Below are 24,077 nucleotides of genomic sequence, written 5' to 3'. Positions count from 1 at the left end.
GACCAGCTGCACGACACGTTGTCGGCGGGGAAGCTCAGCGGCGACGACATGCGCGCTGGATGAGTGGTGTCTCAATAGACCGGCCTGTTGAAGTGCCCGGTGAAGGTGTGTTGGGCGACGCCGAAAATGCCGACGGGTCCGGCACTGAAGGTGCCGACCACCAAGAACAAGATCGCCCCGCTGGGGTGGTCCCAGCGGGGCGTTTGTCGGCGAGGGGTCGTGGTCGTCGGCAAGGTACCGAGGCGCAATCAGCCGAACTCCATGCCGAAGTATGGGTCGGGTTCGCCTGTGTAGGGGTCGACGCCGGACTCCCACCGTCGTTGTTCCTCGCGCCAGTGGACGAAGTGCGGAGAGGGCTCTCCCCAGAGGGAGGCGTCGCTGAGTGGGCACTCGTCGAAGCCCTTGGTGAACAGACGCCGGAGGAACTCCGCCATTCCGCAGTCGTAGATCTTCCAGTGGGGCCGGCCATGCCGTTCCCACACGACAACGGGCCACTTGTTGGGGTCGTGGTCAACGGTGAGCCAGCCGAGGATGTCGGCTCCGCAGCTGACACCCCATGCGAGGACGGAGGCAGGGCCGGCGTCAACCTCCTCCGGCCCTCCTTCGGACTCCCACATGTGCCGCATATTGGCCGTCTCGCCCGCCATGCCTCCGAATCCCTGGCCCTCTGATGGTTGTGTGCTTGTTTCGGGCATGAGGGTGCTCAGCACGCCGTCGATGCCTCCGGCTCCGTACGTGCTCATGAAGGCGATGTAGTCGGAGGGGAAGCCGACTCCCCAAGCCTGTCGGATCGCATCCCAGTCCACCTGCTCATCGGCCCCGTCATGTGGCGGCATTACCGCCCTGAGCGCGGCGAGAACTGTTTCTTGAGACGGCATGTCCCCTCCAGTGTTGTGCTCGTCGGATGCAGCGTATCCAGCGCCACCGACATCGACTTCGACGGTGTGGAATGTCAGTCGAGGACGTCGGTGACGGCTGACTGGGCGGCTTTCTCGTCGACGAGGGACTTGCCGGCGGCAAATGTGGCGACGAGGGATTGCTGGCAGAGGTTGTTGACTGCGCGGGGGAAGCCGCGCGATGTGGTGTGGATGAGGGTGCCCCCATCGTCGGTGAACAGTTGGTCGCTTCGGCCGGCGAGGCCGAGGTGGTGCTTGATGTAGCCGACGGTCTCGGTCGAGGTCATGCCGGGCATCGAGCAACGCAGGGCTGTTCGCCGTTCGACGGCGGCAATGCCCAGGGTTGGGACAGTGTCCACCAGCGGGTCGTCCGAGTTCTCCGACGATGCCGAGCCGGCTGCCGCTGGGAGCGAAGTACAGGGTGCGCACGGGGGCCTTGGCGGCTGGTCAGGGTGAGTGACCGCTTGCGGCTGGGGATGTCCCAGAGGGTTACGGTCCCGTCCTCGGCGCCCACAGCGAGCACGTAACCGGTTGGGGTGTAAGCGAGTGCGGTCACCGGTGCGGGGAAGGCGGCGAGGCGCTGCGGAGGGCTGGCGTGGTCGGGTGTGGTGAGTTCGACGACGCGGTCCGCGCCGATGGCCAGTTTCCGGTTGTCGGGGCTGAAGGCGAGGGCCTGCACCGTTCCGGATGCACGTCGGCTGGTCTGCTTTTGGGGGCCGCTGGCGGTGATGGTCCAGATGCGGATGTGGTTGTCGTACCCGCCGACCGCGGCCAGGGTTCCGTTCGCGCTGACGGCGATCCCGTGCTGAGGGCCGCCTGCGTTGGTCAGATTGCGGCCATGTGGCGTGCCAGGGTGCTGCAGGTGCCAGAGCCGGAACTTTCCGTCCTTTCCCCCGCTGCGAGGATGTGCCCGCCGTGGCCGCCGGGGGCGAGGCCGTGGACCGGTCCGTCCATCCGCAGGGTGTGGCACCCGTCCCTGTCGCGGTAGTGGATGGTGCCGCCCTTCGGGTGGTCTGCGGCGACGGCCAGGCCGCGTGGTTCGTAGGCAGTGGCGCGGGGCGCCTTGGGTGTGCAGTCGTCACTGTGCCAGCCGCCGGTGTCCCAGAGCGCCACGCTCTGGGCACTGGAGCGGCTGGCCAGTTGATGGCTGGTGCGAGGGAGGGCCACAGTGTGGACGGCCGTGCTGTGGCCGTGGAGTGACGTCCCCCTGCCACCAGGTCGATGAAGGATGGTCGGTTTTCGGCGGTCAGTCCTGGCCTTCGTCCTCCGGGCCGTGGTCGGGCTGGCTGCTGACGACCTTGAAGCCTTCGTCGAGGTGCACATCGACCCGGCTGCCGTCGGGGAGGGTCACCTCGACTTCGTAGAAGGCGTCCTCGTCGCCGACTTCGGAGTCGGTGACCCGGCCGTCGCCGGTGTGGTCGAGTGCCGCGGCGCTCGCCTTTTCCAGCGCGGGTCCGGTGATCGGCGGTTCGGAGTCGTCCCCGCCGCTGCTTGCCAGACCGATTCCCGTTCCGCCGCCGACCAGGGCGGCGGTGGCCGCTGCGCCGACGATCCACTTCTTCTTGCGGTTCATCACGGGGCTCCTCTCCTGCTCACCCCATCCTGCGCCGTGTGTGCTGAACAGAAGCTGAATTCAGGCGCCGTCTCCGGAAGGGAGGACCACCTCGATGCGCGCACCGCCCAGTTCGCTGTCGGCGATCACGACCGTGCCGCCGTGCGCGCGGACGAGTTCGGCGACGATGGCGAGTCCGAGGCCGGTCCCGCCGTGGTCGCGGGCCCGGGCGTCGTCGAGTCGTACGAACCGCTCGAAGACCCGGTTACGCTCCCCTTCCGGGATGCCGGGACCGTCGTCCTCGACGGTGAGGATCACGTTCCCCGCCCGTTCGGAGAGGGTGAGGGCCACCTGCCCGCGGGCGTACCGGGCCGCGTTGTCCGCGAGATTGCGCAGCACGCGCCGCAAGGCTGTGGCGTCACCGTTCACGCGCCCGGCCGAGACGGCGGCGGTGTCGATCCGCAGACCGGTCACCGCTCGGAGGCGGCCCGCCTCCTCGAAAACCAGGTCGTCCAGATCGACCGGGCGGCGCTGCACGGCCAGGGTCTCCTCTCCGGCCCGGGCCAGCAGGAGCAGGTCGTCGACCATGTACTGCATACGGAGTCCCTCGGCCAGCACCGTCCCGGCCAAGTCGGTGACGGGCGTGAGTTCGGGGTGGGCGAGTGCGACCTCGGCGTGCTGCCGGATGGTGGTGATCGGCGAGCGCAGCTCGTGGGAGGCGTCGGAGACGAAGCGTCGCTGACTGGCCTGGGCGCGCTCCAGGCGGCCCAGCATGCGGTTCATCGTCGCCGCCAGGCGGGCGATCTCGTCGCCTCCGGACGGCTCGGGGACTCTGCGGTGCAGCTCGGCGGCGGAGATCTCGTCGACCCGGGTGCGGATCGCCTCCACCGGCGCCAGAGCCTGTCCCACCGCCTTCCAGGTCGTGAAACCGACCAGCAACAGCAGCACCGGCAGACCGATCAGCAGCAGCCTGATGACTGTCTGTGTCGAATCGGCGACGTCCGCGAGCGCGCGGGCGGCGACCACGACGCGCGCCCCCTGCGGGGTGTCGGCAGCCGCGGCCACGGCGATGAACCGGTCGTCGTCGACCGGCGTCGAGATCTCCGCCGACTGCCCCGGCCGCAATGTCACCAACGCGGGGCTGCCCCGGACGTTGGGGCTGGACGCCACGACCCTGCCGCCCGCGTCGAGGATCTGGACCACCTCCTCGTCCTCTTCGGCGACCTCGAGGGTCGGCGGCTCCCGCGCCCCTTCGAGCTGCGCGGCCACCTCGGAGGCCCGAGCCTGGGCCGCCGAACGCACCTGATCGGTGAGCGTCCCGCGCAGTCCAGCCACCAGGGTCAGGGCCCCGGCGACCAGCGCGACAGCCACCACGAGCACCGCCGCGACAGCCGACCGGACGCGGACCGTGCCGGCTCGCGCGAGCAGGCCCGTACGTCGCGGGTCTTTGCCGCCCGTGCCGCTGTCGTGAGGGTTCGTCCGACGCGGCTTCCCGCGGTGCGGGTCCGCCGACCTGTCAGCCGCCATCGGCGGCCAGCCGGTATCCGGAGCCCCGCAGGGTCTCGATGGCCGCTCGACCGAAAGGGCGGTCCAGCTTGTTGCGCAGACGCCGTACGTAGACCTCGACGATGTTCGGATCGCCCTCGAAGTCGTAGTCCCAGACGTGATCGAGGATGTCTTGTTTGGAGACGCTTTCACCCCGGTGGCGCAGCAAGAACTCCAGCAGCGAGAGCTCCCGGGCGGTCAGCTCCACCTCGGTCGGGCCCCGCCACACCCGTTTGGCCGCCGGGTCCAGCCGCAGGTCCCCCGCCACCAGGACCGTTGGCCGCTCGGCGGCTCCGCGGCGCAACAGAGCCCGCAGCCGGGCGACCAGGACCGCGTGGGAGAACGGCTTGGTCAGATAGTCGTCGGCGCCGGTGTCCAGGCCCTCGACCTCGTCCCACTCGCCCTCCTTTGCGGTGAGCATGAGGATCGGGGTCCAGATGCCCTGCTCCCGCAGGGCCGCGCAGACCCGGTAGCCGTTGAGCCCGGGCAGCATGATGTCGAGGACGATCGCGTCGTATGGGTTCTCCTGGCCCATCCACAGACCGTCGGTGCCGTTGAGCGCCACGTCCACGGCAAAGCCCTCGGCCTCCAGACCAAGGCGCAGCAAATCGGCGAGCCGCTCCTCGTCCTCGACCACCAGGAGACGCATCCTCGCCGAGACCGGTCAGCAGGACAGCGGGCCGGCAGGAGGCCGGAGGCTGGACAGTGGGCCGATCGGGAGGTGCGGTCGTACTCCAGAAGCCATGGGCTCTTTCTCCTCCAGATGTGGGAACGCCAGGGGCACGCGGGAACGCCGGAAGCATCGGGGCCGGGACGCCCAGGGGGAGCGGAGAAGCGAAAGCGTCCCCGGCTCTGCCGCTCCTCGCGGTCATTGTGTGCCCCGGACCCGCGCTGCCCGCAAGCGGAGGCGGTGCGGGACGTGGCTGTGGCAGAGGCCGGGCTGCTCGGGGCTGTGCGCGCATCAATCGTCCTCACGGCGCGCACGCCGTGCAGCGTCGACGTCCTGGAGCGCGTCTGTCGGCCGGTCCTCCTCCTGGGCGAAGGGGTCCAGCTGCTCGGGTTTTCGCTGCCTGCTGGTGCCCGGAGACGTAGTGACGGCACAGCCGGTGCGACGGACGGCGTGCAACTGTTCCTTGGGTTCGGTGGCGGCGAGGACGGCTTGGACCGGCGATCTACTGCGCGGCCGCAGGGCGGCCCGCTCCTGCATCGTCGGCAGTCGCGCGCGATGATCACAGCCATGGAAAAGGGGTCAGCCCCTGATCGCGGATAACGGCCCCGTTGCGAGCGCCGCCAGCGGACGGTCTCGCGGCGGTCGACCCCGTGAACACAGCCCAGGTGGTGGGCACGCCCCGACCGTTGCAGGCTGGACGTAGGTACCACCTCTCCCGAGTACCGGATGCGAAACATGAGCGGCACCGCACGGCGAGTCCTCACATGGCCGGTCCAGCGCGCGCTCCGAAGCGTCGGGTACAAGCTGGCTCCGGTCGCGCCGACGTGGCCACGCGACTTCGACGAAGCGGACGTCCGCTTGTGGCAGGAGGTCAAGCCGTACACGATGACCTCGCCGGCGGCCATCCGTGTGCTTGCCGACTCCGTCCAGCACATCACCTCCTCCGCGGTGCCGGGCGCGATCGTCGAGTGCGGCGTCTGGCGCGGGGGCAGCATGATGGCGATCGCCCACACTCTGCGGGACCTGGGGAGAACGGACGTCGACCTCTGTCTCTTCGACACCTTCGTCGGTATGACGGAACCGACGGAGAAGGATGTTCACAGGACCGGCGAGCGAGCGGACGTTCTCCTCGCTCGCGAGTCCCACGAGGACCGGGCCCAGTCGCTGATCTGGGCGAGCGCGGACCTCGACAGCGTCCGGCGCGCCGTCGGCTCGACCGGCTATCCGTCGGCGCACGTGCACTTCGTCACGGGCAAGGTGGAGGACACCATCCCAGAACAGGCACCGGATGAGATCGCTCTGCTGAGGCTCGACACGGACTGGTACGAATCGACCAGGCACGAGCTGCTGCATCTGTATCCGCGCCTGTCACCGGGCGGCGTACTGATCATCGATGACTACGGCGTCTGGCGTGGCTCGGCTGAGGCCACGGACGAGTACTTCACGGAACACGGCCACGCGCCGTTCCTCATCCGCATCGACGACGGCGGCGCCCGTGTCGCCGTCAAACCGCCCCCGTAGTCATGTCGGTCGAACGAGTCATTGCCTTTCGTTTTCACTGCAACCCCCTTGTGTGCCGTGCCCGAATACATCAGCTGCGCATGCTGAATCCGGGCGTGGGAGTTCACGGGATCTTCGGGGGCGCAATGGGTTACCGCGGCGCCGCGTTCCGGATGGCCGGCAGACGGCTGCTGCAGCTCGACACCATGTACATCTCACGCCACAGCAGCGAATGGAACTGGAAGAACGGGGACCTCGTGCTGCTGGACTGGTTCCGCGACGTGGGCCACCGGCTGTCCTTCGATGTCGTGCACCTCCTCGAGTGGGATCTGCTCCTCGCGGAGCGACTCGACCGGCTCTACGCTGCGGTGCCGCCCGAGGCTGTGGGACTGACGGCGTACACGCCGATCTCCGTCATCGGCGAACACTGGCGCTGGGTCGCCCGGCCGGATGGAGCACGAGAGTGGAACGCACTTCTGGCGTACGCACGCGACCGACTCGGGTATGACGGGACTCCGCACGGCTGCATCGGCGTCGGTCCCTGCTGTCCGCGATCGTTTCTCCGGGACTACGCCGCTGTCGACCCACCAGATCTCGGGAACGATGAACTGCGGTTCCCCTTGTTCGCGGAGGCGCTGGGCTACCCGGTGGTCGACACAGGGTTCCGGCGCCGCTGGCACGACCCGGACGAGGACCGGTACTTCAACGCCTCGGCCAGACCCATTGACCCACGGACCGTCGCGATCGAATTGGCGAAGCCGGACGGCCGACGCGCTTTCCATCCCGTGCGGAACTCCATCCCTGATCTTGCGTGGGAATCCCGGCCTTCAGGCCGGGCGGGAAACGCATCTTGATGTTCGGAGCCGCGAAGCGGCGTAGTGGGCTGCAAATCTGCTTCTGCAGCGGTCAGGGCTTGGCCGTCATGAGGCTCTTTAGAGCAGAGTGAGAAGCCCCCTCGTTTACGAGGGGGAGGAGTCACGTCCGCTCACGCATGCGGCCAAGCGCCACTGGACACCATGCAACGCCGGCCCGGCTCCGCAGGGGAGCCGGGCCGGCATCCGCCCGTCGTACGCGTCAGACGTCCCCGAAGTCACCGGCGAGCGCTGACGCGATGCGCACATGGGACTGGGCCTCCTCGGTGCGCCCCTGGCGCTCCAGGGTGCGGCCCAGCATCAGCCGGGCGTAGTGCTCGACCGGGTCGCGCTCTACGATGGTCCGCAACTGGGCCTCCGCGCGCCGTAGTTGGGCCGAGTGGTAGTAGGCGCGCGCCAGCAGCAGGCGCGGCCCCGTCGGCTCGGGTACCTCCTCGACCAGCTCGCCGAGCACCCGTGCCGCGGCGGTGTAGTCCCTGGCGTCGAAGAACAGCTGCGCCCGCTCCCAGCGCTCCGCCGGTGTCCCGTGGGTGTAGTAGGCGTTGCTGGGGGTGCTGTAGGTCGTGTCCACTGGTGACCTCCTTCGCCGCCGTCAACCGCGACCGACGGTTGAATATTCCACCAATCGGCTCGGTCGGGTGGTTGGGCGGTCAGGCGGTCAGCGCCGCAAGCTCCGCGTTGGCGCGCTCGGTGACCAGGGCGAGGACGCGGCCGGCGGCGGCCAGGTCCTCGGCGGGTATCCCGCCCCAGATGCGGACGGAGACGGGGGCGGTCTCCGCGCCGACGGCGGCGAGCAGCTCGCGCCCTGCATCCGTGGGGCGAAGGTGCGCGCCGTCCGCGACGAGCAGCTGGTTGGCCAGCAGCTCGTCGAGAGTGGCGCGGATGTCGGCGGGATCGGCCTTGAGGGAGCCCCGGATCTGGGTGATGAGATCGTCCGGCGTCTGCGGAGCGTCGGCGGTGACGGCGGCGCGCAGGGTGATCTGCTGCTGGAACGTGATGCCGTGCCGGGCCAGGACGTGCTCCAGGACGCCGCGGGCGGCGTAGTGGGCCAGGCCGAGGGCGCGGGCGTTGGCGACGGGTGCGGTGGTGGTGGATGCAGTGGTGGTCATGGTGTTGTCCCCTGAGTGCTCTCGTTGTTCGGTATGGATGGAGCGAGAGGTGTGTCGAGCAGGGTCGTCAGCTCGTCGGTGAACGTGCGCGTCCGCGGGGCGTCGAGGCCGCCGAGTGGCTCCAGCAATTGCTGAAGCAGTTCCTGGACCACCGTGATGGCCTGCCGCGTGACGGCCTGGCCCTGCTTGGTGAGGGCGAGCTGTACGGCGCGCGGGTCGCGGGAATCACGGGTGCGCTCGATCAGGCCGGCCGACTCCAGGGCGCGCGCCAGCTTCGAGACGTACAGCGCCTCCAGGCCGGTGTGGTCGGCGAGCCGGCGCTGACTGGGCCGCTCGCCGGCGCGCTGCATGCCGTGCAGTGACGCGACCAGTGAGTACTGCGCGTGGGTGAGGCCCAGCGGAGCCACCGCGCGATCGACCGCGACGCGCCACTTGTTGGCGAGCCGCCATACCTGGAAGCCGGGCGTGGGGCCCGGTGAACCGTTGCTCATGGCAAATAGAGTACATGGCTACTATGTCCATGGCTACTATTTTCTGACGGATGTGACGGTGCACCCCCGAACAGACCGACGACCCCGACACGTTGCGGACACGACCTGGCGAGGCCAGGGCTGCAACGTCACGAGGTTCGCCATGGCGTGAGGTCGAGTTGGATTGAGCCCCGACCATTCCTCCTGGTCAGCGGCGCGCATTGGTCTTTCTGCTGATGGAATTCAGCGACCATGGTTTGGAAAGCACATTGTGTATAGGGGTGTTGACAGATTGGATTGCCAAGGTCAAGACGGCGGGGTTGCTGCCCGGCGTTGAGAAGGGGGGGCGGTATGGGGTCGCATTGCGACATTGACCTGGATGAGCGCCGGCTGGCCCGACTGTCGGCCGGAGCCCGGCTCCTCCTGGAGGTCGCCGTCGTGCTGGACCGGCCCTTCACACTCTATGAAGCCGCCGACATCCTGGGGCGTCGCGCGGTCGAACTGCTCGCCTGCGCCGAGGAGACGCTCCAGATGGAGCTGTTGGCCGAGGACGGCGAGAAGTTGGTGCTGCCGGGAGGGCGCACCGGACACCCCGCCGAGGTCGAGGTGAACGATCTCGCCCCGCTCACCACCGCGAAGATCCGCGTGGCCCGGCTCGTGGCCAAAGGAAAAGACCCGCACCACGGGCCATATGGGCCCCTCCGACCCCGCTGCGGGCATTGAGCACCTGTGGACCACAGGGCGATCGTCCCCGGCGGCCACATCCCAGTGGTGGCCCCTGCGCCGGGGATGGAGGCCGGTGCAGCGGTCGTCGAGACCACCGCTGCACCGCCCCCGTCACGGCGAAACACGACCCGCACGGCTTCCGGTTCAGAAACCGGCACAGAAGGAAGCGAATGACATCCATGCTCAACGGCTGCACGCCCTGGCCCGAGGAGTTCGTCGACCGCTACTGGGCGGCCGGGCACTGGCGTGGCAATACGCTGGACAACCTGCTGCGCGGCTGGGCCCTGCAGTACGGACCGCGGACCGCGCTCGTGCACGGCGCCACCCGCATCACGTACACGAACCTGAACCGGCGCGTGGACCGCATGGCCGCCGGATTCCGGCTGCGCGGCCTCCGGCCCGGGCAACGGGTCGTCGTCCAGCTACCGAACGTTCCCGAGTTCGTCATCACCGTGTTCGCACTGATGCGCCTCGGCGCGGTCCCCGTGTTCTGCCCCGTCTCGCACCGCGCGCGCGAGGTGTCCCACCTCGTGCGGGTCACCCAGGCCGTCGGCTACGCCGGACCCTCGACGTACCAGGGCTTCGACCACACGGCGATGGCCGCGGACATCGCGGCCCGAGGCCCCTTTCTGCGGCGGGTGTTCACCCTTGAGGCGCCGGGCGCCTCGTCCCCGTACGGCGGCCTGACGACCGACCCGTCGGGCTGCCACTACTTCCCGCTGGGCTCCATCGATGCCCCGCCCGAGCGGGCGCTTGCGCAGAGCGCCGACCAGGTGGCGTTCTTCCTGCTCTCCGGCGATACCACCGCGGCGCCCAAGCTCATTCCGCGCACCCACAACGACTACGCCTACCAGGCGCAGGCCGCCGCCGAGCTGGTGTCGCTCACCGACAACGACGTGTATCTCGCCGCGCTGCCCGCCGAGTTCAACTTCACCTTCGGCTGCCCCGGCATCGTCGGCACCCTCTCCGTCGGCGCCACCGTCGTTCTGGTCGAGAACCCGGGACCCGCCGAATGCTTTCCGGTCATCGAACGAGAGCGGGTCACCATCACGTCGGTGGTGCCCGCCGTCGCCCAACTCTGGCTCGACGTACTTCCCACGGTCCAGGCCGACTTGAGCAGTCTGCATCTCGTGCAGATCGGCGGCGCGCCCTTGCGCCGGGCGACCGCCGAACGGATAGGCCCCGAACTGGGCTGTCGCCTGCAGCAGGTCTTCGGCATGGCTGAGGGGCTGCTCACTCTCACCCGGCCCGCCGATCCGGCCGAGACCGTGCTCACCACGCAGGGCCGCCCGCTCTCGCCCGACGATGAGATCCGCATTGTCGACGTCGACGGCAAGGACGTGCCCGACGGGGAGCCCGGCGAACTCCTCGCCCGCGGTCCGTATACCGTGCGAGGCTACTACCGGGCGCCCGACGACAACGCACGCTCCTTCACCACCGACGGCTACTTCCGCACCGGCGACCTCGCGCGGCGCACCCCGGACGGCAACCTGGTTGTGACCGGCCGCCTCAACGACGTCCCGGGGCGGGCTGACCACGAAGATCCATCTGGCCTGTGACGGGCAGGGTCGGCCGCCGGCCTTCACGATCACCGCAGGGAACGTCAACGACTGCACCCAGTTCGAGCAGGTCATGGCCCGCATCAGCGTCAGCCGGTGCGGGCCCGGGCGGCCCAGGTGCCGGCCCGGGCAGGTCGTTGCCGACAGGGCTACTCGTCCACGAAGATCCGATCAAGGGCCTGTAGCGCCGCCGAGGCCGTTGCAGCCGACTCGTCGTCCGGCCCGGACGAGGACGGCTGCTACCCGTCGGCCCGGGCAGGTTACGAGCCGTGAACGCCTCCTCCGGGCGATCCCGGAGCCGGGCGTGGCGGAACTGGAAGACGAGCCCCACAGTCCGCAGGACGTGACGCTCGCGAGCGTCCGAGAAAGACCTGACCAGGCGGACCGGAGCCTCGTTCCTCAGGCGCAGTTGGAGGCTTGCGAGGAACGTGCGCCAGGTTACCGATCCCACCAGGAGCCGCCCACTGTCACCAGCGCGATCCCGGACAGGCATCCGTCGATGAGCCCGAAGCTGCGCTTGTCCGCCAGTTCAGCATGATCTAGCGAGGAACCCTTGAGGTACCAGGGCGGCACGCGCTGAAGTCCGCGAGCACGTTTAGAAGTTGGCCAGGCCCGTCGGCTCCGGATGCGGGCGGACAGCTGATTGTGGACCTCGACGGAGTGCTTCACATCGCGCACTCCGAGAAGCAGGATGCCACCGCGACCTGGAAGACCTTCGGACACCACCCGCTGATGGGCTTCGTCGACCACGGCCGCGGCGGGTCCGGTGAACCGGTCGCGGGCCTGCTGCGGCCTGGCAACGCCGGCTCCGACACCGCGAGCGACCACATCGACGCCGCGAAGCCGGCCCTGGCCCAGCTGCTGAAGAGGTACCCGCGCGGACGCCGGACACTCATTCGGTGTGATTCCGGCGGTCGGAACCCACGAGTTCGTCAACTGGCTCTCTGCCAGGGGCCGGTGGCTGTCGCACTCGGTCGGCATGACCATCACCGACGCCATCCACCACGCCGTCCTGAAGATCCCCGCCTCGGCCTGCGCGGTAGTCGTCGAACCCGGGGGGCGAGATCCGCGACGGCGGCTGGGTGCCGAGCTCGACGGCGACTGCCTGAAAGGCTGGACGAAAGGAATGCGGCTGATCGTCCGCCAAGGAACGCCCGCACCCCGGCGCCCAGTTGCGCTTCACCGACGCCGACGGCATGCGCCTGACCTGCTTCGCCACCAACACCAAGAACACTGCGATCGCCGAACTGGAACTGCGGCACCGTCAGCGTGCCCGAGCTCAGGACCGCATCCGGGCCGCCCGCTCCACCGGCCTGCGCAACCTGCCCCTCCACGAGGCCGCGCAGAACCAGATCTGGCTGGAGATCGTCCAGATCGCGCTGGAGCTGCTGGCCTGGATGCCGATGCTCGCCCTGACCGGCCAGCCCCGCTTGTGGGAGCCCCGACGGCTCCGCCTGCGGCTGTTCTCCACCGCCGCCCAGCTCGTCACCACCGGCCACCGCCGCATCCTCCGCCTCGCCGGGAACTGGCCCTGGACCGACGTGATCACCAACGCCCCTGGCCCGGCTCACCGCCCTGCCGAACCCAGGCTGACCAGCAGCCTTCCCCGTCCCTCCGAAGCCGCACCAGCCCGTCGGAGCCGGAACCCGGCGCCCGCCCGGCGCGACAGCCGGGCCCTCACCCTGCCCACCACCGGCCCAACAAGCCGAAAGCCCGCCAGTTGACCTGTTAAGCCGTCATGAAATGCCGAGGCTGACTGAGCGATGTGCTGCGTATCGAGGTCAGCCGAGGCCGGCGTATCCCTGGAAGCGAATTCTGATCCGGCCCTGTGGGGTGACTCACCCGCTCGGATGCGCTCGGCGAGCAACTGGTCGCGAGGGTGTGCATGGTGAGTGCATGAACACCACACCTCACCCCAAGAAGGCCGTTTCCCGGATACTGCGAGCATTCGCGGTGAGTGCCGCCGTGGGCATCGCTTGTGCGGCGGGGGTGGCAACTGCCACATCCGCCGTGGCCGCGACGCCCGCCACGCACGTCGCCACAAACGCCACCCCAGCCTACGGCGGCGGTGGGGACGACTTCCAGTGCGGCAACGGCATCCTCCCCATCCTCAACTTCTGCAACTGACGGACAACCGAGGGCAGTTCCTGCCCGCAAGCCGCACAACCTCACATGGAAGAAGTCCACCCACCCACCCCCAGGGCGGTCAGGAACAGGGGCAGGAACCCTCTCCCTGACCGCCCTGCCGAACACAACCGAAGGCCTGCGCCCACTGCTCCGGCCGGGGCGGCAAAATGCTCAGTGAACGAAGAACGCAATGGCCGCAATGACTAGTTAAGTGGAGCTGCCTGGGGAGAACTTCGGCGGCCTGATCCAGCCCAATGACCGCTCGACCGCTTGCCTCCAGTTGTCATATTCCGACTCCCGTCGCTCCGGAGCCATGCTGGGCAACCACTGGGCGGCCCGGTGCCAGTTGCGGCGCAGGTCTTCCAGGTCCGGCCAGTAGCCCACGGCGAGCCCGGCGGCATAGGCGGCCCCGAGGGAGACAGTCTCGGCGGCCATGGGCCGTACGACAGGGACGTCGAGCACGTCGGCGAGGAACTGCATGAGCAAGTTGTTGGCGGTCATGCCGCCATCGACCTTGAGCGACCTCAGGGGGACTCCCGAGTCGGCGTTCATCGCGTCGAGGACCTCCCGGGTCTGCCACGCGGTGGCCTCCAGCACGGCACGAGCCAGATGCCCTTTGGTGATGTACGACGTGAGGCCGACAATGACACCGCGGGCGTCGCTGCGCCAGTGGGGTGCATACAAGCCGGAGAAGGCTGGGACGATGTAGCAGCCGCCGTTGTCGTCGACGGTTCGCGCCAGGGTTTCGATCTCCGGGGCACTGCTGATCAGTCCCAGCCGGTCGCGGAACCACTGAACGAGCGAGCCGGTGACAGCGATGGAACCTTCCAGCGCGTACACCACCGGCTCGTCTCCGAGCCGGTAGCCGACCGTGGTGATCAGTCCGTGCTGGGAACGCACGGAGTTCGCGCCCGTGTTGAGCAGGAGGAAGCTGCCCGTCCCATAGGTGCACTTCGCCTCACCGGGCGCGAAGCAGGTCTGGCCGAACAGCGCGGCCTGCTGGTCCCCCAGGGCGGCGCCGACGCGGACTCCGGGCAGTACAGAGCGGGCGACGCCGTAGCACTCTGAGGAAGGACGGATCTCCGGCAGCATGGGGCGGGGTATACCGAAGCACGTGAGCAGCTCGTCGTCCCAGGCCAGGGTGCGGATGTTCATGAGCATGGTGCGACTGGCGTTGGTGACGTCGGTGATGTGCAGCCCGCCGTAGGGTCCACCGGTGAGATTCCAGATCAGCCAGCTCTCCATGGTGCCGCACAGCACCTCGCCGCGCGCGGCGCGCTCGTACAGCCCATCGGTGTGGTCGAAGAGCCAGCGGACGCGCGGGCCGGAGAAGTAGGTCGCGAGCGCCAGGCCGCACCGCTCGAGGAAGAAGTCTTCTCCCCACTTCCGCTCGAGATCTTCGATAACGGTGTCGGTCCGAGTGTCCTGCCAGACGATCGCCTTGCCTACGGGAGCGCCTGTACGCCGGTCCCAGAAGACCGTTGTCTCTCGCTGGTTGGCGATGCCGACGGCGGCGACTCGGTCGGGGCCTATGCCGGCGTGAGCAAGCGCCTGCGGGACGATGCGCTGCAGGTTGCGCCAGATCTCGGCGGCATCGTGCTCCACCCAGCCGGGGCGGGGGAAATGTTGCTGGTGTTCTTGCTGAGCCATCGACACCAGTCGGCCGCCGCGGTCGAAGATGATGCACCGGGTGGAGGCGGTGCCCTGGTCGATGGACATCACATAGCGTTCAGCCATGGTCGGGCCCTGCCTTCAGATGCGTTCGCGTAGTCCGAGACTTACCAGCGGGCTGCACCGAGGTCGCGGGAGACTGCCCGAGCGGCGTCGCGCACCTGGGCGACGAGCCTGGGATGGGGTTGGCTCTTGGTGTCGCAGATGCGTTCCAGCGCTCCGGACACGCCAATGGCGCCCACGACAAGCCCGCCATGTCTGCGGATGGGCGCGGCGATGCCGGCGGTGCCCATGTCCATTTCCTGGGCTTCGGTTGCCCATCCGGCCTCCCGGAGCTCGGCGAGCCTGCGAATCAGCTGTTTGGGGGTCGTCACTGTGTGCCGGGTATATGTCTCCAGTCCGGTTTCAAGGAGTGGCTCCAGGGGAGTGGCGCCGTAGGCCAGCAGGACCTTGCCAAAGGCGCTGGCGTGCAGTGGCAGCAGGGATCCGACATCCAGGGTTTGGAAGGTGTCGTCCGGCCGGAAGACGTGGTGGACGATCAGGACCTTGCCTTCAAGAGGCGTGCCTATGCGGACCGCCTCGCCGCTGCGGGCGGCGAGGGCGTCGGCCCAGGGCATGGCACGGGTACGCAGTTCGTTGACGTCGAGATAGCTGCTGCCCAGGTGGAGCAGGGCGGCACCGAGCTGGTACTTGCCGGTGGCCTTGTTCTGCTCGACAAAGTCGACGTGTTGCAGGGTGCGGATGATGCCGTGGGCGGTGCCCTTCGCCAGGTCCAGTGAGTCGGCCAATTCGCCCAGACTGAGCTGGCCGGAACTACCGGCGAGTAGGCGCAGGATCGCCGCTGCTCGCTCGATCGACTGCACTAGTGCCGCCATATTCGAATGATAATTTCTTCCGCCATCGTTCGACAATGCCGAACGATGAGGCACTGCTCGAAGCAGCTGGGAGTACAGACGCATTCACCGATTGACTCCAGCGGTAGCGAAGCCCCGCACCAATGCGTTCGGTAATGCCGAATGCCTTTCGTTGACCCGACCCGCCGGGCTCCTTAGCGTCCAACGAAACGAACGACCCGGATTTCCGAGCCCTGAGGCTCTCGTCAACACCACACCGGATGGCAGGTCGCCACCCCGGACGCCCGAGGGAGTCACCGTGCGGACACGGCCGAAGGAGTCCCCGGTGCGGCCCCCGTTCCGGCGGCCGCAGGCCGACGTCCTTGAGCGGACTCAGTCCTCGGCCCGCGAGGCGGGGGCGCCGCCCTGGCTGCGGCCGGCCTTACAGGCCACCTCGGACAACCAGCCACTGCCCTACCCGCAGGTCCCGCACCAGGGTCCCAAAGCCACCCGGATGAGCCATGACCACCACACTCCTCGCAGCACCCAGCCCGGTGGCGCCGAGGCCAGAAACCAGGCACGGGTGCCGGGCCCTCCTGTCCCTGCCCGCCAAGGTCTGCTGCGTGTCGGCGGCCCGGCGATTCACCTCGGAGATCCTCATTCGCTGGGGCGTGACTGACGGTGCCCGCGAGGACGCTGAGCTCATCGTGTCCGAGCTGGCCACCAACGCTGCGCTCCACGGCCGCTGCGACCTGACAATCGGCCTCATCCTCGACGCCGGGTTTTTTGCACATCATGGTTGCCGACTCCGGCGGCGACGCCGCCCCGCGTGCAGCCCGTGGTGGCTCCCCCGACGAGCAGGGCCGGGGCCTGGACATTGTCGGAGTGCTGGCGCCCTGGATACGTACCCATCTGGACACCGCAGGGCGCCGTGTGCACGTCCGCCTGCGCACCACTGCACTGGACCACGAGTGAGACAGCTCCCCCCTGGTTCTCGTCGGAGGTTGAGCGCGTCTTACCGATATTGAGCGCGTGCCGTTAAACCCTTGCCGGGCACGCGTCGCGGGAGCTTGAGCGGTAGAGGATGCGGCCGGCTCGGGAGCTGAAAGGCGGCGCAGGATACTGGCCGGGTGAGGTCCCTCGTACGGCTGACCTTGGTACCGCCGAGGCACGAGTGGGTCCTCCCGATGTCATAGACCCCCACCCACAAGGAGGAGCATCTTCGTGAAGATTAATCGCCGTTCCCGTATGAAGAGGAAGAGCCTGTCCTCGTCGGCGGTGATCCTGCCGTCCGCGATTCGTCGGTAGGTCGGCCCGGGGCAGGCGTCCCCGGGAAGGTCGCCAGGGCATGACCGGGAAGAGCGAGGGACGAGCCGTGCCGGTAGCCCGAGCCAGCTCCGTCAACGCCCTGTTATGCCGATGAGCTTGGATTGGCAGTGTGTTGGGGGTCGTGCCTTCAACTCGGTAGCTGACGGAAGGTGAGGCCCCTCAACCTGACACTCACCTGAGACCCGGATCTCTTTCGGCAGACAGGTCGCTCATGGTGCCGGTCAGGCCGCGCCGCCGTGTGCTGGCCAAGCTCTGTCGTCGGCGGCCAGCCAAGGCTCGTTCGCGGCGGCGGTGGGGGTTGTCCCGGTGAACGCGCGGACGTCGTGGTGGAGGTGGGACTGGTCGGCATAGCCGCTGTCCGCTGCCACCCGCGCGGGGCTGTGCCCGCGGACCAGGCAGTGGACGGCGTGATCGAAGCGGACCAGCATGGCGGCGCGTTTGGGTGGCAGGCCGATCTGCGAGCCAAAGCGTGACCACATGCGCTGGCGGCTCCACCCGGTCCGGGCTGCGAGGTCGCTCACGCGGGCTCGGCCGTGGCTGGCGACGATCTGGCGCCAGGCCCAGGCCACTTCGGGATCGACCACCCTGCCTGTATGGAGCCGGGTAAACAGTTCTGTGTCGATCAGCGCGAAGCGCTCCGGCCAGGTTCGCGCATGGTGAAGCCGCTCCCGCAGGCGCTGCGTGTCGCGGCCCCACAGGTCGTCGAGCGCGAGGACGCTCCCGCGCAACTCCGCGAGCGGGACCCCGAGCACGGGGTGCGCGGCAAGCGGAGACAGGCGTATCTGCACACACTCGACGCCCTCGGCGCGCACCTGGAACGCGCTGAAGGCGAGCCCGGCGGCCAGGCTCTCCGACCGCATTCGGCCGGCCGCGCCGTGGATGTCGAACGGGCGGTCACCGAACTCGACGGCCACGGTGACGGCTGGGTGGGGGATGGCCCGTAGTTCGACAGGGCTGTCGCCGCGAATGCGGAATCCGGCCATGTCGACACCGGGCAGCGCGGTTGCCCGCGACGGTCGCGCGATCTCCCAGGCAGCGGTGGGATTTGCCTCCCGGCGAACTGGTCGCACGCCTCGACTGTACGAGCGGCTCGGTGGTGGGATCAACCAACGCGCGAGGCGCCGACATTTCTCCAAGACGCGTCGCGTTGGCCACCGGGAAGGTGATGGCGCCCCGGACCGACCGACGGAGGAGCCATGGACGAGACGACCACCCCGCAAGGCCAACGCAACCACAGCCGCGCAGACGCGGCGCCGAGCGTCCCGCGCGGATGGCGGGCGTGGAGTCGACGGCGGCGGATCACGCTGCTGGCCGTCGGCGTGCTGGCCGTCCTCCTCGCGTGGAACACGGTGTCAGTGCGCACGGAGACAGCCGAAGCCTCCGGCGAGCAGATCGTGCGCCTTCCCGGCGGAGACATCCACGTCGTGCAGGATGGGCCGCCCGGCGCCCCCACTGTGGTGCTCCTGCACGGCCTGGCCGGCTCGACCGCATGGTGGGACCCAGTGCTGCCGGCAATGCGGGACCTGCGCGTGGTGCGGGTGGACCTGCTCGGTCACGGCGGATCAGCCAAACCGGCCGATGGCTACGGCATCGCGCAGCACGCACGCCGGGTCGGGGCCGTGCTCGATCAACTCGGGGTGCGCCGCGCGACCATCGTCGGGCATTCCACCGGCGGCGTCGTCGCCACGTCGCTGGCCGAGCAGCGCCGCGACCTGGTGGCAGCGATCGCGCTGATCGACACCGGCCCGCGCGCGGACGCGTTCCTCGGCGACAGCTTCGTCGCCCGCCTGATCACCACGCCGGTGGTAGGGGAGCTGATCTGGCGGCTGCGCACCGACAGCACGATCCGCGACGCGCTGAGCACCGCGTTCACCCGCGAGGTGCAGATCCCCGACCAGATCATCGCCGACATCCGGGGCATGACCTACCGCAGCCTCACCGCGACCGACGAGGCGGTCGACGCGTTCCTCAAGGAACGTCCCATCCCCCACCGGCTCGCCGGCCTCGACCTGCCGACCCTGGTGATCTTCGGCTCCCAGGACCGGCGATGGCAGCCGTCCTCCGCCCAGGACTATCGCCGAGTCCCCCACGCCCGCATCGAGATCCTCGACGGTGTCGGCCACACACCCATGTTCGAGGACCCCGACACCACCGGAAGCCTCCTGCATGGCTTCGCCGTCGAAACCGCGCCACGCTGACCCGGCATCACCACTCAATCTCCCGCAGCCGCCGCGCCTGGCGCAGCCCGACATCAACGGGCAACGCCCTCCCGACCTCCGGTAGTCCGGTCAACGACTCGGTGCCGGCCGTCGCGCAGAGGACATGGATGTCCACGCGGTGCTGGTCGGGTAGCGCCAGTAGGGCGAGGGCACGGCGGAGGCTGCGTTCGACCATTTGTTCCGCGCCGGGGGTGGAGAGGACGTAGTCCCGTACTTGAGGGTCGAGCCCGTTGGAGCGCAGCATCCGGTCCCGAACGGCGGGGTCTTCTGGGGGGTTTCGGAGGGGGCGGGTGTCGACGCGCATTCCTTGTCGTCGCCCTGAGCGGAGGAGGGCCCAGCCGCACAGCCCCACGACAGCCCCGCCCCTCCTATCGGAACACCGCAAGGGCCACGACGCTGAGCACGAACGTGACCACGGGCGCGATCCGGCTGGCGCGGGCCAGCCGTCGGTGGCCCAGGCGATGGGCGTTGAGCAGGACGAACAGGCCCGTGTGGGTGGTGACCAGGTTGATCACCGTGAGCCACTGGTGCCGGTGCTGCATGAGCGATACGACCAGGATGATCCAGGCGGCGAGGAATCCGACCGCCCAGAGGATCTGTCCGAGCGGGCCGGCGGGACCCGGCCGCCCCCTGTCGGCGGACGTCGGCGAATCCAGCGGGCGGGTCTCGGGGCGCAAAGGGGGCTCCTGTGGTCGGCGCAGGTGGTGGGCCCGTACGACCCTAAGTGGCCGTCGTACGGGCTCCGCGACCGGCCCCTCTCCCGCTCAGGGGCCGTGGGGCGCTTGCCTGCCTGCACCTGCTGCAGGCGACCTCGGTGGGGCACTCGCCGGGCGGGAGGATCGGGCGTCCGGGGCGCGACCCGGCCGCCGCTGGTGACGTACTGGCCGCCAGCCCACTGCTTCTGCTTCTGGTGCGCTGCTGGACGGGCTTGCTGGCGCGCTGCGACTCCCGGACCGCTGCCAGGCAGCCGCAAGGCTTCGGTCGCGGGGACCTTGCGGTAGGTGCGTACTGGTGGAGAGCACTTGTTCCTGGTGCGCTGTATTCCCCGGGTTCAGGTCCTCCGTCGTTGCGGCCATGGGTAGCCGAGCTGCCCGGCGAACTCCGGTGAACCGCCGGCGACTTCTGCGGCCTCGCGCGGGTCACCTGCCACGAGTTGTTCGGCGAACTGTTCGGCCTGATCCAGCGGGTCGTCGCTGGAGATGCTCAGCAGCATCCTGAACTGCAGCCATGGGCGGTCTTGCCCTATGGCAGAGCGGCCTGGATGGAAGAGGAAGAGATTGATCTGGTCGCGCTCCCAGAGCCAGGCGGACACGCCACCGAGTTCGCATTCCCACCGCGTGAGCCAGTCGGTGTGGCCTCTGAACTCCTGCTCCAGCAGCCGTGCGACGGTGCGAGCTGGCCATTCCCAATGGTGGTCCGCGGTTGCCCGCTCGACCTCGGCGTCGTATTGCTCGGCGTCGAATCGGATTTCTGGCAGGTCCACCTCATCGGAGTCGGGGTTGCGCCACTCGTTCCAGACCACCTGGTCGTTGTCGCGCCTGATGGTCACGTAGAGAGCCCCGCAGCATCCCTCGGTGCACTGTGCCTCAGCCAAGCGCACCTCGTGCGGAGCATTCGCGGCTTCCAACGGCCCCTCAGGCAATAGGAGGTACTGGGGATCTAGGCCGGGGCCATTGTCGAAGGCTTGGGCCAGTAGGTCTTGCCCATCGACAAGCGGACGAACTTCCACCGCGCTCCCGCGTTGGGCGGGGTTTGGCACGACAGTACGGGTCGGGCGGGGGGATCCGCCGCGCTGATCGACACCCTGATCCTCATCGCCGTACGAGGTCGACGTACCGCTCGCTGACCTCGTACGGCAATGAAGAAGCCCCGGCCGTCCGCTCCACCGGGGTCGGGCGGCCGGGGCTGGTCGAGGTGTCTCCTACGAGGCGGGCCGGCCGGAGCCGGGGCGGGTCTCGGTGCCTGTGCCGCCATGCTGGTGCATCGTGGTGGGCGGCGAGCCGACGTCTGCGCCGCACGGCCGCCGCGAGGGGCGAGGAGCTGCCGGCCCGGAAGGAGGCGCACGTCAAGTCCCGCAAGCAAGTCCGGGCCCGTGTCGAGTACGTCTTCGCAGGCATGAAGTGCTGGAAGGTCCTGCGCGACTGCCGGCTCAGGGGAGAGGGTGTGAGCCACGCCGTGCGCGGAATCGCCCGGCTGCACGACCTCAACTTCGTTGGATAGGGGGCGCGGCCGGAAGGGCCACCGGCCACGACCCCATCCACCCATTCAGAGATGGTTTACGGGACGGGCCTTAGAAGGCGCTGTTGTTGCAGCCCATGCTCGAACCGATGTGGGTCTTCTGTGCGCCCGGGTCGCCCTCGCCGTTGAGCGCGCTGCCCAGCGCGCCGTTGAGGATGCCGACCTGGCCGAGGACGTCGAGGTTCAGGTCGTGCGACTTGCAGTTGGAGCTCTGCCCAATGTTGAAGTGGTCGCCGCCGTGGTGGTGGCCGTGCCCATGGCCGCCTGCGTGGGCAGTGCCGGTACTCAGGAGTCCGACGCTGCCGAGGGCAGCGACCAGGACGGCAGCCTTGCGGAGCTTGTGCATGTCATCTCCCGTGGTGGGTGCGATCTGTGGTAGATCGACTTCGTTCGTTATGGGAGATTAGTATGAAATGCACTCAAAATGTCCGGCGACGCGCCGAGTCCGGGCGGACAGTGCGGGCTGGCCGCCTATGGGGTGCGCTGTGCGGGGTGCTCTTCGCAAATCGCCGACGCGATCGACGTACCGCTTGCCGATCTCGGCAGCGAAGAGCCCACCCCCGCCATGAACAGGCAAAGCTGTGCTGACGCTGCACGTCACGAAGTGTGCAACCCCGTACGTGCAGGGGACGACCGCTCGTGCACTATGGCGATACCGATACCGATACCGATACCGATACCGATACCGATACCGCGGTGCCGCGATTGGCGCGCTCGTCACCGAGCGGGCCTGGGACTCCCGGCCGTCGGCGCGAGCCTGCGCGAGCGGGGGGCGGCCGCCCCCCGGACCGCCGCGCGCTCGCCGCATACCAGGAAGTCGCCCCGACCCGCCACGTGGACCAGGGCATCGCGGAAGCGGTGGCGCGACAGAACCGCGCGATGCGCGACCTCAGCCGCCGCGCATTCCCCGAGCCCGAGGTGGCGACCTACGCTGCGCAGGCCCGATCGAGGCGGCCCGCGCCCAGCGCCGCCGCCACCACACACGCGGCCGCTACGCGGCGGGCGCGAGCTGAGCGCGCAGGTGCGCTGCCTGAACCGTGGCCCAGCCGTTGGGCAGGACGGCATGATCTGCACAGGACCCGCGTGCTCAAGCGGCTCGCATTGAACGAGCCGACAACATCCAGCCGGATCCGCTCCGGCTAGGCCGATCCGCGTGAACGGGAAAAGCAACTCCGGGGGTTCGTGCCGCGCCGTAGCGTGCCCAGGTGAGCAGCCTGGCGCTGGAGTGCCGGGACGACCTGCTGGAGACCGCGGCCGTCCTGGACGCGCTCGCCCTGTGCCACGGGCGCGGCAGCTACCTGCCGCGTCCCTACCAGGAGGATTCCCGCCACCCGGTGCCGATGGACGTGGAGTTACGCACCGACGCCTCCGATGTTGCTGAGCAACTCGTGCGCCCCGACCAGCAGCACGGGGCCAGCACCACAGGTGACATCCCTCCAGCTTGGAGAACGGCTGCACGGATGCCGAGCGGGACGCGGTCCGCGCCTACGCCCGTCGGGAGTGGATCGCCTCCCAGGAGCGATGGCCCGGCTGTTAGTGGCCAGTTCAGATTCCCGCCCGCGGCCAGTTAGTGGGGAACTATCCGGCCGCGGTTGTCACAACACGCAGCCGTCGACGGGCCGACGGCTCGGCGTAGCGCTCTAGCGGAGGCGCGTTGCCTCGGCCCGTGCCCTGTCCGTCGGCACGGGAGCGATGATGTGGCCATGGCGTTGTCGACGGAGTTGACGGAGTTGTTGGGCGTGCGGCACCCGATCGTGCTGGCACCGATGGGCGGTTCGGCCGGGGGCGCACTGGCCGCGGCCGTCTCCCGAGCAGGCGGCCTCGGGCTGCTGGGCGGTGCGTACGGGGACCGGGCTTGGCTGGAGCGAGAGCTGCCGATCGTCGCGGAGGGCACCGACGAGCCGTGGGGTGTCGGTTTTCTGACCTGGGCGATCGATGCCGGCGCTGTGGAGCAGGCGCTGGAGTTCAGCCCCGCGGCGGTGATGTTGTCCTTCGGCGACCCGAGCCCGTTCGTCGACCGGATCCGCCGGTCGAACGCGGTTCTGATCGTTCAGGTCACCGATCTGGACGAGGCCAGGCGGGCCGTGGACGTGGGCGCCGACGTCATCGTGGCACAGGGAACCGAGAGCGGTGGCCACGGCGCCCGCCGCGGCCGGTCCACGCTGCCGTTCGTGCCGCTCGTGGTGGACCTCGCGGCACCGGTACCGGTCCTGGCGGCCGGCGGGATCGCCGACGGTCGCGGCGTCGCCGCAGCCCTGGCCCTGGGTGCCGCCGGAGCACTCATCGGCACCCGCTTCCAGGCCACGACCGAAGCCCTGGTCGACCGTTCCATCAGCAAGGCCATCGTCGAAGGACGCGGACAGGACACCGAACGCAGCAGCGTGTTGGACATCGCCCGCGGCGCGAGCTGGCCGACGGAGAAGTACACCGCCCGCACTCTCAGCCACCCCTATCTCGACCGATGGCGCGGCCGGGAGGCCGAGCTGGTCGGCGACTCCCAGGCCCGTCGGGACTACCACGACGACGTGGCACGAGGGGTGATTCCGTCCCTGCCGGTCTGGGCGGGCGAGGCTGTCGACCTCATCACCGATCTGCCCTCCGCAGCCGACCTCGTCACCACGCTGGCTGCCCAAGCCGAGGATGCACTGGCCTGGGCCGGAAGGCGCCGGCCGAACAACCGCCCACGAGCCCACGGGTAATGCCGTCGAGCCGACAATGGACACCCTCGGTTACACCCCAACTGGCCGTCCGTAGAGAATTT

At 69.0% G+C, this 24,077-nt stretch carries 26 protein-coding genes and 3 pseudogenes; 11 read left to right on the top strand and 18 right to left on the bottom strand.

The features are described 5' to 3' along the window. Nucleotides 1-248: 248 nt before the first annotated feature. The 8 genes from J7I98_RS33965 to J7I98_RS33935 form a co-directional block, all read right to left on the bottom strand. Entirely contained in the window at nucleotides 249-878 is a 630-nt protein-coding gene (locus tag J7I98_RS33965; protein WP_214928900.1) for an SMI1/KNR4 family protein, read from the bottom strand. A 74-nt stretch (nucleotides 879-952) separates the two neighbouring features. Further along, nucleotides 953-1,183: a hypothetical protein gene (locus J7I98_RS33960; RefSeq protein ID WP_214928899.1), complete on the bottom strand. Its 231-nt coding sequence runs from the start codon at nucleotides 1,181-1,183 to the stop codon at nucleotides 953-955. Next, entirely contained in the window at nucleotides 1,180-1,695 is a 516-nt protein-coding gene (locus tag J7I98_RS43110) for a WD40 repeat domain-containing protein (protein WP_374225199.1), read from the bottom strand. Before J7I98_RS43110 ends, J7I98_RS33960 begins: the two co-directional genes overlap by 4 nt. Before the next feature lie 26 nt (nucleotides 1,696-1,721). Next, nucleotides 1,722-2,009 (bottom strand): hypothetical protein, encoded by a 288-nt coding sequence (locus J7I98_RS41700; protein ID WP_251021595.1) that lies wholly within the window; start codon nucleotides 2,007-2,009, stop codon nucleotides 1,722-1,724. Nucleotides 2,010-2,142: 133 nt separating this feature from the next. After that, nucleotides 2,143-2,469, bottom strand: a complete 327-nt coding sequence (locus J7I98_RS33950) for a PepSY domain-containing protein (RefSeq protein WP_214928897.1) — start codon at nucleotides 2,467-2,469, stop codon at nucleotides 2,143-2,145. A gap of 60 nt (nucleotides 2,470-2,529) precedes the next feature. Beyond that, nucleotides 2,530-3,975, bottom strand: a complete 1,446-nt coding sequence (locus tag J7I98_RS42385; protein ID WP_214928896.1) for a cell wall metabolism sensor histidine kinase WalK — start codon at nucleotides 3,973-3,975, stop codon at nucleotides 2,530-2,532. Then, the gene (locus J7I98_RS33940) at nucleotides 3,965-4,642 is read right to left on the bottom strand and encodes a response regulator transcription factor (protein ID WP_214928895.1); all 678 of its coding nucleotides are present in this window, start codon (nucleotides 4,640-4,642) and stop codon (nucleotides 3,965-3,967) included. Before J7I98_RS33940 ends, J7I98_RS42385 begins: the two co-directional genes overlap by 11 nt. Nucleotides 4,643-4,954: 312 nt before the next feature. Further along, nucleotides 4,955-5,200, bottom strand: a complete 246-nt coding sequence (locus tag J7I98_RS33935) for a hypothetical protein (RefSeq protein WP_214928894.1) — start codon at nucleotides 5,198-5,200, stop codon at nucleotides 4,955-4,957. 198 nt (nucleotides 5,201-5,398) lie between these two features. On the opposite strand from J7I98_RS33935, the gene J7I98_RS33930 reads away from it, so the two are divergent. Together J7I98_RS33930 and J7I98_RS33925 are read left to right on the top strand one after the other, a co-directional pair. Then, on the top strand, nucleotides 5,399-6,184 hold the full coding sequence (locus J7I98_RS33930; RefSeq protein WP_214928893.1) for a TylF/MycF/NovP-related O-methyltransferase: 786 nt from the start codon (nucleotides 5,399-5,401) through the stop codon (nucleotides 6,182-6,184). 95 nt (nucleotides 6,185-6,279) lie between these two features. After that, on the top strand, nucleotides 6,280-7,017 hold the full coding sequence (locus J7I98_RS33925) for a hypothetical protein (protein WP_214928892.1): 738 nt from the start codon (nucleotides 6,280-6,282) through the stop codon (nucleotides 7,015-7,017). 220 nt (nucleotides 7,018-7,237) lie between these two features. Here J7I98_RS33925 and J7I98_RS33920 read toward each other — a convergent pair whose 3' ends face one another. The 3 genes from J7I98_RS33920 to J7I98_RS33910 all read right to left on the bottom strand — a co-directional run bounded on the left by J7I98_RS33920 (nucleotide 7,238) and on the right by J7I98_RS33910 (nucleotide 8,635). Next, nucleotides 7,238-7,606 carry a tetratricopeptide repeat protein gene (locus J7I98_RS33920; protein WP_214928891.1) on the bottom strand — a complete coding sequence of 123 codons (369 nt, stop codon included), beginning with the start codon at nucleotides 7,604-7,606 and terminating at the stop codon, nucleotides 7,238-7,240. Nucleotides 7,607-7,685: 79 nt separating this feature from the next. Beyond that, complete coding sequence (locus tag J7I98_RS33915; RefSeq protein ID WP_214928890.1) at nucleotides 7,686-8,144, bottom strand: MarR family transcriptional regulator; 459 nt, start codon at nucleotides 8,142-8,144, stop codon at nucleotides 7,686-7,688. Next, complete coding sequence (locus J7I98_RS33910) at nucleotides 8,141-8,635, bottom strand: MarR family winged helix-turn-helix transcriptional regulator (protein WP_214928889.1); 495 nt, start codon at nucleotides 8,633-8,635, stop codon at nucleotides 8,141-8,143. Before J7I98_RS33910 ends, J7I98_RS33915 begins: the two co-directional genes overlap by 4 nt. 330 nt (nucleotides 8,636-8,965) lie before the next feature. On the opposite strand from J7I98_RS33910, the gene J7I98_RS33905 reads away from it, so the two are divergent. From J7I98_RS33905 to J7I98_RS33885, 5 genes and pseudogenes are all read left to right on the top strand, one after another. Next, entirely contained in the window at nucleotides 8,966-9,337 is a 372-nt protein-coding gene (locus J7I98_RS33905) for a hypothetical protein (RefSeq protein WP_214928888.1), read from the top strand. 173 nt (nucleotides 9,338-9,510) lie between these two features. Then, entirely contained in the window at nucleotides 9,511-10,899 is a 1,389-nt protein-coding gene (locus J7I98_RS33900) for a (2,3-dihydroxybenzoyl)adenylate synthase (protein WP_251021594.1), read from the top strand. Continuing rightward, nucleotides 10,859-11,073 (top strand): annotated as a pseudogene (locus tag J7I98_RS33895) (transposase); the annotation flags it as partial. The gene J7I98_RS33900 and the pseudogene J7I98_RS33895, both read left to right, overlap by 41 nt. Before the next feature lie 389 nt (nucleotides 11,074-11,462). Continuing rightward, nucleotides 11,463-12,492, top strand: a pseudogene (locus J7I98_RS33890) (IS1380 family transposase); the annotation flags it as partial. A gap of 303 nt (nucleotides 12,493-12,795) precedes the next feature. Next, nucleotides 12,796-13,026 carry a hypothetical protein gene (locus J7I98_RS33885; RefSeq protein WP_214928887.1) on the top strand — a complete coding sequence of 77 codons (231 nt, stop codon included), beginning with the start codon at nucleotides 12,796-12,798 and terminating at the stop codon, nucleotides 13,024-13,026. 207 nt (nucleotides 13,027-13,233) lie between these two features. Here the strand turns inward: J7I98_RS33885 and glpK are convergent, their stop codons facing one another. Next, nucleotides 13,234-14,763 (bottom strand): glycerol kinase GlpK, encoded by a 1,530-nt coding sequence (glpK, locus tag J7I98_RS33880; protein ID WP_214928886.1) that lies wholly within the window; start codon nucleotides 14,761-14,763, stop codon nucleotides 13,234-13,236. A gap of 41 nt (nucleotides 14,764-14,804) precedes the next feature. Continuing rightward, complete coding sequence (locus J7I98_RS33875; protein WP_214928885.1) at nucleotides 14,805-15,572, bottom strand: IclR family transcriptional regulator; 768 nt, start codon at nucleotides 15,570-15,572, stop codon at nucleotides 14,805-14,807. 753 nt (nucleotides 15,573-16,325) lie between these two features. Between J7I98_RS33875 and J7I98_RS41685 the strand changes: the two genes are divergently transcribed. Next, nucleotides 16,326-16,505, top strand: a complete 180-nt coding sequence (locus J7I98_RS41685) for a hypothetical protein (RefSeq protein WP_251021593.1) — start codon at nucleotides 16,326-16,328, stop codon at nucleotides 16,503-16,505. Nucleotides 16,506-17,080: 575 nt separating this feature from the next. On the opposite strand, the gene J7I98_RS33865 is transcribed toward J7I98_RS41685, so the two are convergent. Continuing rightward, the gene (locus J7I98_RS33865) at nucleotides 17,081-17,842 is read right to left on the bottom strand and encodes a helix-turn-helix domain-containing protein (RefSeq protein WP_214928917.1); all 762 of its coding nucleotides are present in this window, start codon (nucleotides 17,840-17,842) and stop codon (nucleotides 17,081-17,083) included. Nucleotides 17,843-18,055: 213 nt separating this feature from the next. Here J7I98_RS33865 and J7I98_RS33860 point away from each other — a divergent pair, with 213 nt between their 5' ends. Continuing rightward, nucleotides 18,056-19,057 (top strand): alpha/beta fold hydrolase, encoded by a 1,002-nt coding sequence (locus tag J7I98_RS33860; RefSeq protein ID WP_214928884.1) that lies wholly within the window; start codon nucleotides 18,056-18,058, stop codon nucleotides 19,055-19,057. Between the two features lie 7 nt (nucleotides 19,058-19,064). Here the strand turns inward: J7I98_RS33860 and J7I98_RS33855 are convergent, their stop codons facing one another. The 3 genes from J7I98_RS33855 to J7I98_RS33845 all read right to left on the bottom strand — a co-directional run bounded on the left by J7I98_RS33855 (nucleotide 19,065) and on the right by J7I98_RS33845 (nucleotide 20,627). Then, the gene (locus tag J7I98_RS33855; protein ID WP_214928883.1) at nucleotides 19,065-19,322 is read right to left on the bottom strand and encodes a hypothetical protein; all 258 of its coding nucleotides are present in this window, start codon (nucleotides 19,320-19,322) and stop codon (nucleotides 19,065-19,067) included. A 124-nt stretch (nucleotides 19,323-19,446) separates the two neighbouring features. Next, complete coding sequence (locus J7I98_RS33850) at nucleotides 19,447-19,755, bottom strand: hypothetical protein (RefSeq protein WP_214928882.1); 309 nt, start codon at nucleotides 19,753-19,755, stop codon at nucleotides 19,447-19,449. Between the two features lie 374 nt (nucleotides 19,756-20,129). Next, nucleotides 20,130-20,627 carry a hypothetical protein gene (locus tag J7I98_RS33845; protein WP_214928881.1) on the bottom strand — a complete coding sequence of 166 codons (498 nt, stop codon included), beginning with the start codon at nucleotides 20,625-20,627 and terminating at the stop codon, nucleotides 20,130-20,132. A gap of 433 nt (nucleotides 20,628-21,060) precedes the next feature. Between J7I98_RS33845 and J7I98_RS41680 the strand changes: the two are divergent. Beyond that, a pseudogene (locus J7I98_RS41680) lies at nucleotides 21,061-21,298 on the top strand (IS5/IS1182 family transposase); the annotation flags it as partial. Between the two features lie 70 nt (nucleotides 21,299-21,368). Here J7I98_RS41680 and J7I98_RS33840 read toward each other — a convergent pair. Further along, a complete protein-coding gene (locus tag J7I98_RS33840; RefSeq protein ID WP_214928880.1) occupies nucleotides 21,369-21,662 on the bottom strand; it encodes a hypothetical protein in 294 nt (97 codons plus the stop codon). Between the two features lie 1,357 nt (nucleotides 21,663-23,019). On the opposite strand from J7I98_RS33840, the gene J7I98_RS33835 reads away from it, so the two are divergent. Then, on the top strand, nucleotides 23,020-24,015 hold the full coding sequence (locus tag J7I98_RS33835; protein ID WP_214928879.1) for a nitronate monooxygenase family protein: 996 nt from the start codon (nucleotides 23,020-23,022) through the stop codon (nucleotides 24,013-24,015). Nucleotides 24,016-24,077 lie beyond the last annotated feature (62 nt).

This window comes from Streptomyces sp. ISL-98, from assembly GCF_018614055.1.
Classification (GTDB): Bacteria; Actinomycetota; Actinomycetes; order Streptomycetales; family Streptomycetaceae; genus Streptomyces; species Streptomyces spiramyceticus.
This window is presented reverse-complemented; position numbering and strand designations above follow the sequence as displayed.

Excerpts from the sequence above, each read along its gene's own strand:
- J7I98_RS33900 (WP_251021594.1), top strand. The coding sequence starts at position 9,511 with ATGACATCCATGCTCAACGGCTGCACGCCCTGGCCCGAGGAGTTCGTC.
- J7I98_RS33910 (WP_214928889.1), bottom strand. The coding sequence starts at position 8,635 with ATGAGCAACGGTTCACCGGGCCCCACGCCCGGCTTCCAGGTATGGCGG.
- J7I98_RS33860 (WP_214928884.1), top strand. The coding sequence starts at position 18,056 with ATGGACGAGACGACCACCCCGCAAGGCCAACGCAACCACAGCCGCGCA.
- J7I98_RS33905 (WP_214928888.1), top strand. The coding sequence starts at position 8,966 with ATGGGGTCGCATTGCGACATTGACCTGGATGAGCGCCGGCTGGCCCGA.
- glpK (WP_214928886.1), bottom strand. The coding sequence starts at position 14,763 with ATGGCTGAACGCTATGTGATGTCCATCGACCAGGGCACCGCCTCCACC.
- J7I98_RS33950 (WP_214928897.1), bottom strand. The coding sequence starts at position 2,469 with ATGAACCGCAAGAAGAAGTGGATCGTCGGCGCAGCGGCCACCGCCGCC.
- J7I98_RS33930 (WP_214928893.1), top strand. The coding sequence starts at position 5,399 with ATGAGCGGCACCGCACGGCGAGTCCTCACATGGCCGGTCCAGCGCGCG.
- J7I98_RS33855 (WP_214928883.1), bottom strand. The coding sequence starts at position 19,322 with ATGCTGCGCTCCAACGGGCTCGACCCTCAAGTACGGGACTACGTCCTC.
- J7I98_RS33960 (WP_214928899.1), bottom strand. The coding sequence starts at position 1,183 with ATGACCTCGACCGAGACCGTCGGCTACATCAAGCACCACCTCGGCCTC.
- J7I98_RS41685 (WP_251021593.1), top strand. The coding sequence starts at position 16,326 with ATGGTTGCCGACTCCGGCGGCGACGCCGCCCCGCGTGCAGCCCGTGGT.
- J7I98_RS33965 (WP_214928900.1), bottom strand. The coding sequence starts at position 878 with ATGCCGTCTCAAGAAACAGTTCTCGCCGCGCTCAGGGCGGTAATGCCG.
- J7I98_RS33940 (WP_214928895.1), bottom strand. The coding sequence starts at position 4,642 with ATGCGTCTCCTGGTGGTCGAGGACGAGGAGCGGCTCGCCGATTTGCTG.
- J7I98_RS33935 (WP_214928894.1), bottom strand. The coding sequence starts at position 5,200 with ATGCAGGAGCGGGCCGCCCTGCGGCCGCGCAGTAGATCGCCGGTCCAA.
- J7I98_RS42385 (WP_214928896.1), bottom strand. The coding sequence starts at position 3,975 with ATGGCGGCTGACAGGTCGGCGGACCCGCACCGCGGGAAGCCGCGTCGG.
- J7I98_RS33915 (WP_214928890.1), bottom strand. The coding sequence starts at position 8,144 with ATGACCACCACTGCATCCACCACCACCGCACCCGTCGCCAACGCCCGC.
- J7I98_RS33865 (WP_214928917.1), bottom strand. The coding sequence starts at position 17,842 with ATGGCCGGATTCCGCATTCGCGGCGACAGCCCTGTCGAACTACGGGCC.
- J7I98_RS33840 (WP_214928880.1), bottom strand. The coding sequence starts at position 21,662 with ATGCACAAGCTCCGCAAGGCTGCCGTCCTGGTCGCTGCCCTCGGCAGC.
- J7I98_RS33875 (WP_214928885.1), bottom strand. The coding sequence starts at position 15,572 with ATGGCGGCACTAGTGCAGTCGATCGAGCGAGCAGCGGCGATCCTGCGC.
- J7I98_RS33885 (WP_214928887.1), top strand. The coding sequence starts at position 12,796 with ATGAACACCACACCTCACCCCAAGAAGGCCGTTTCCCGGATACTGCGA.
- J7I98_RS33835 (WP_214928879.1), top strand. The coding sequence starts at position 23,020 with ATGGCGTTGTCGACGGAGTTGACGGAGTTGTTGGGCGTGCGGCACCCG.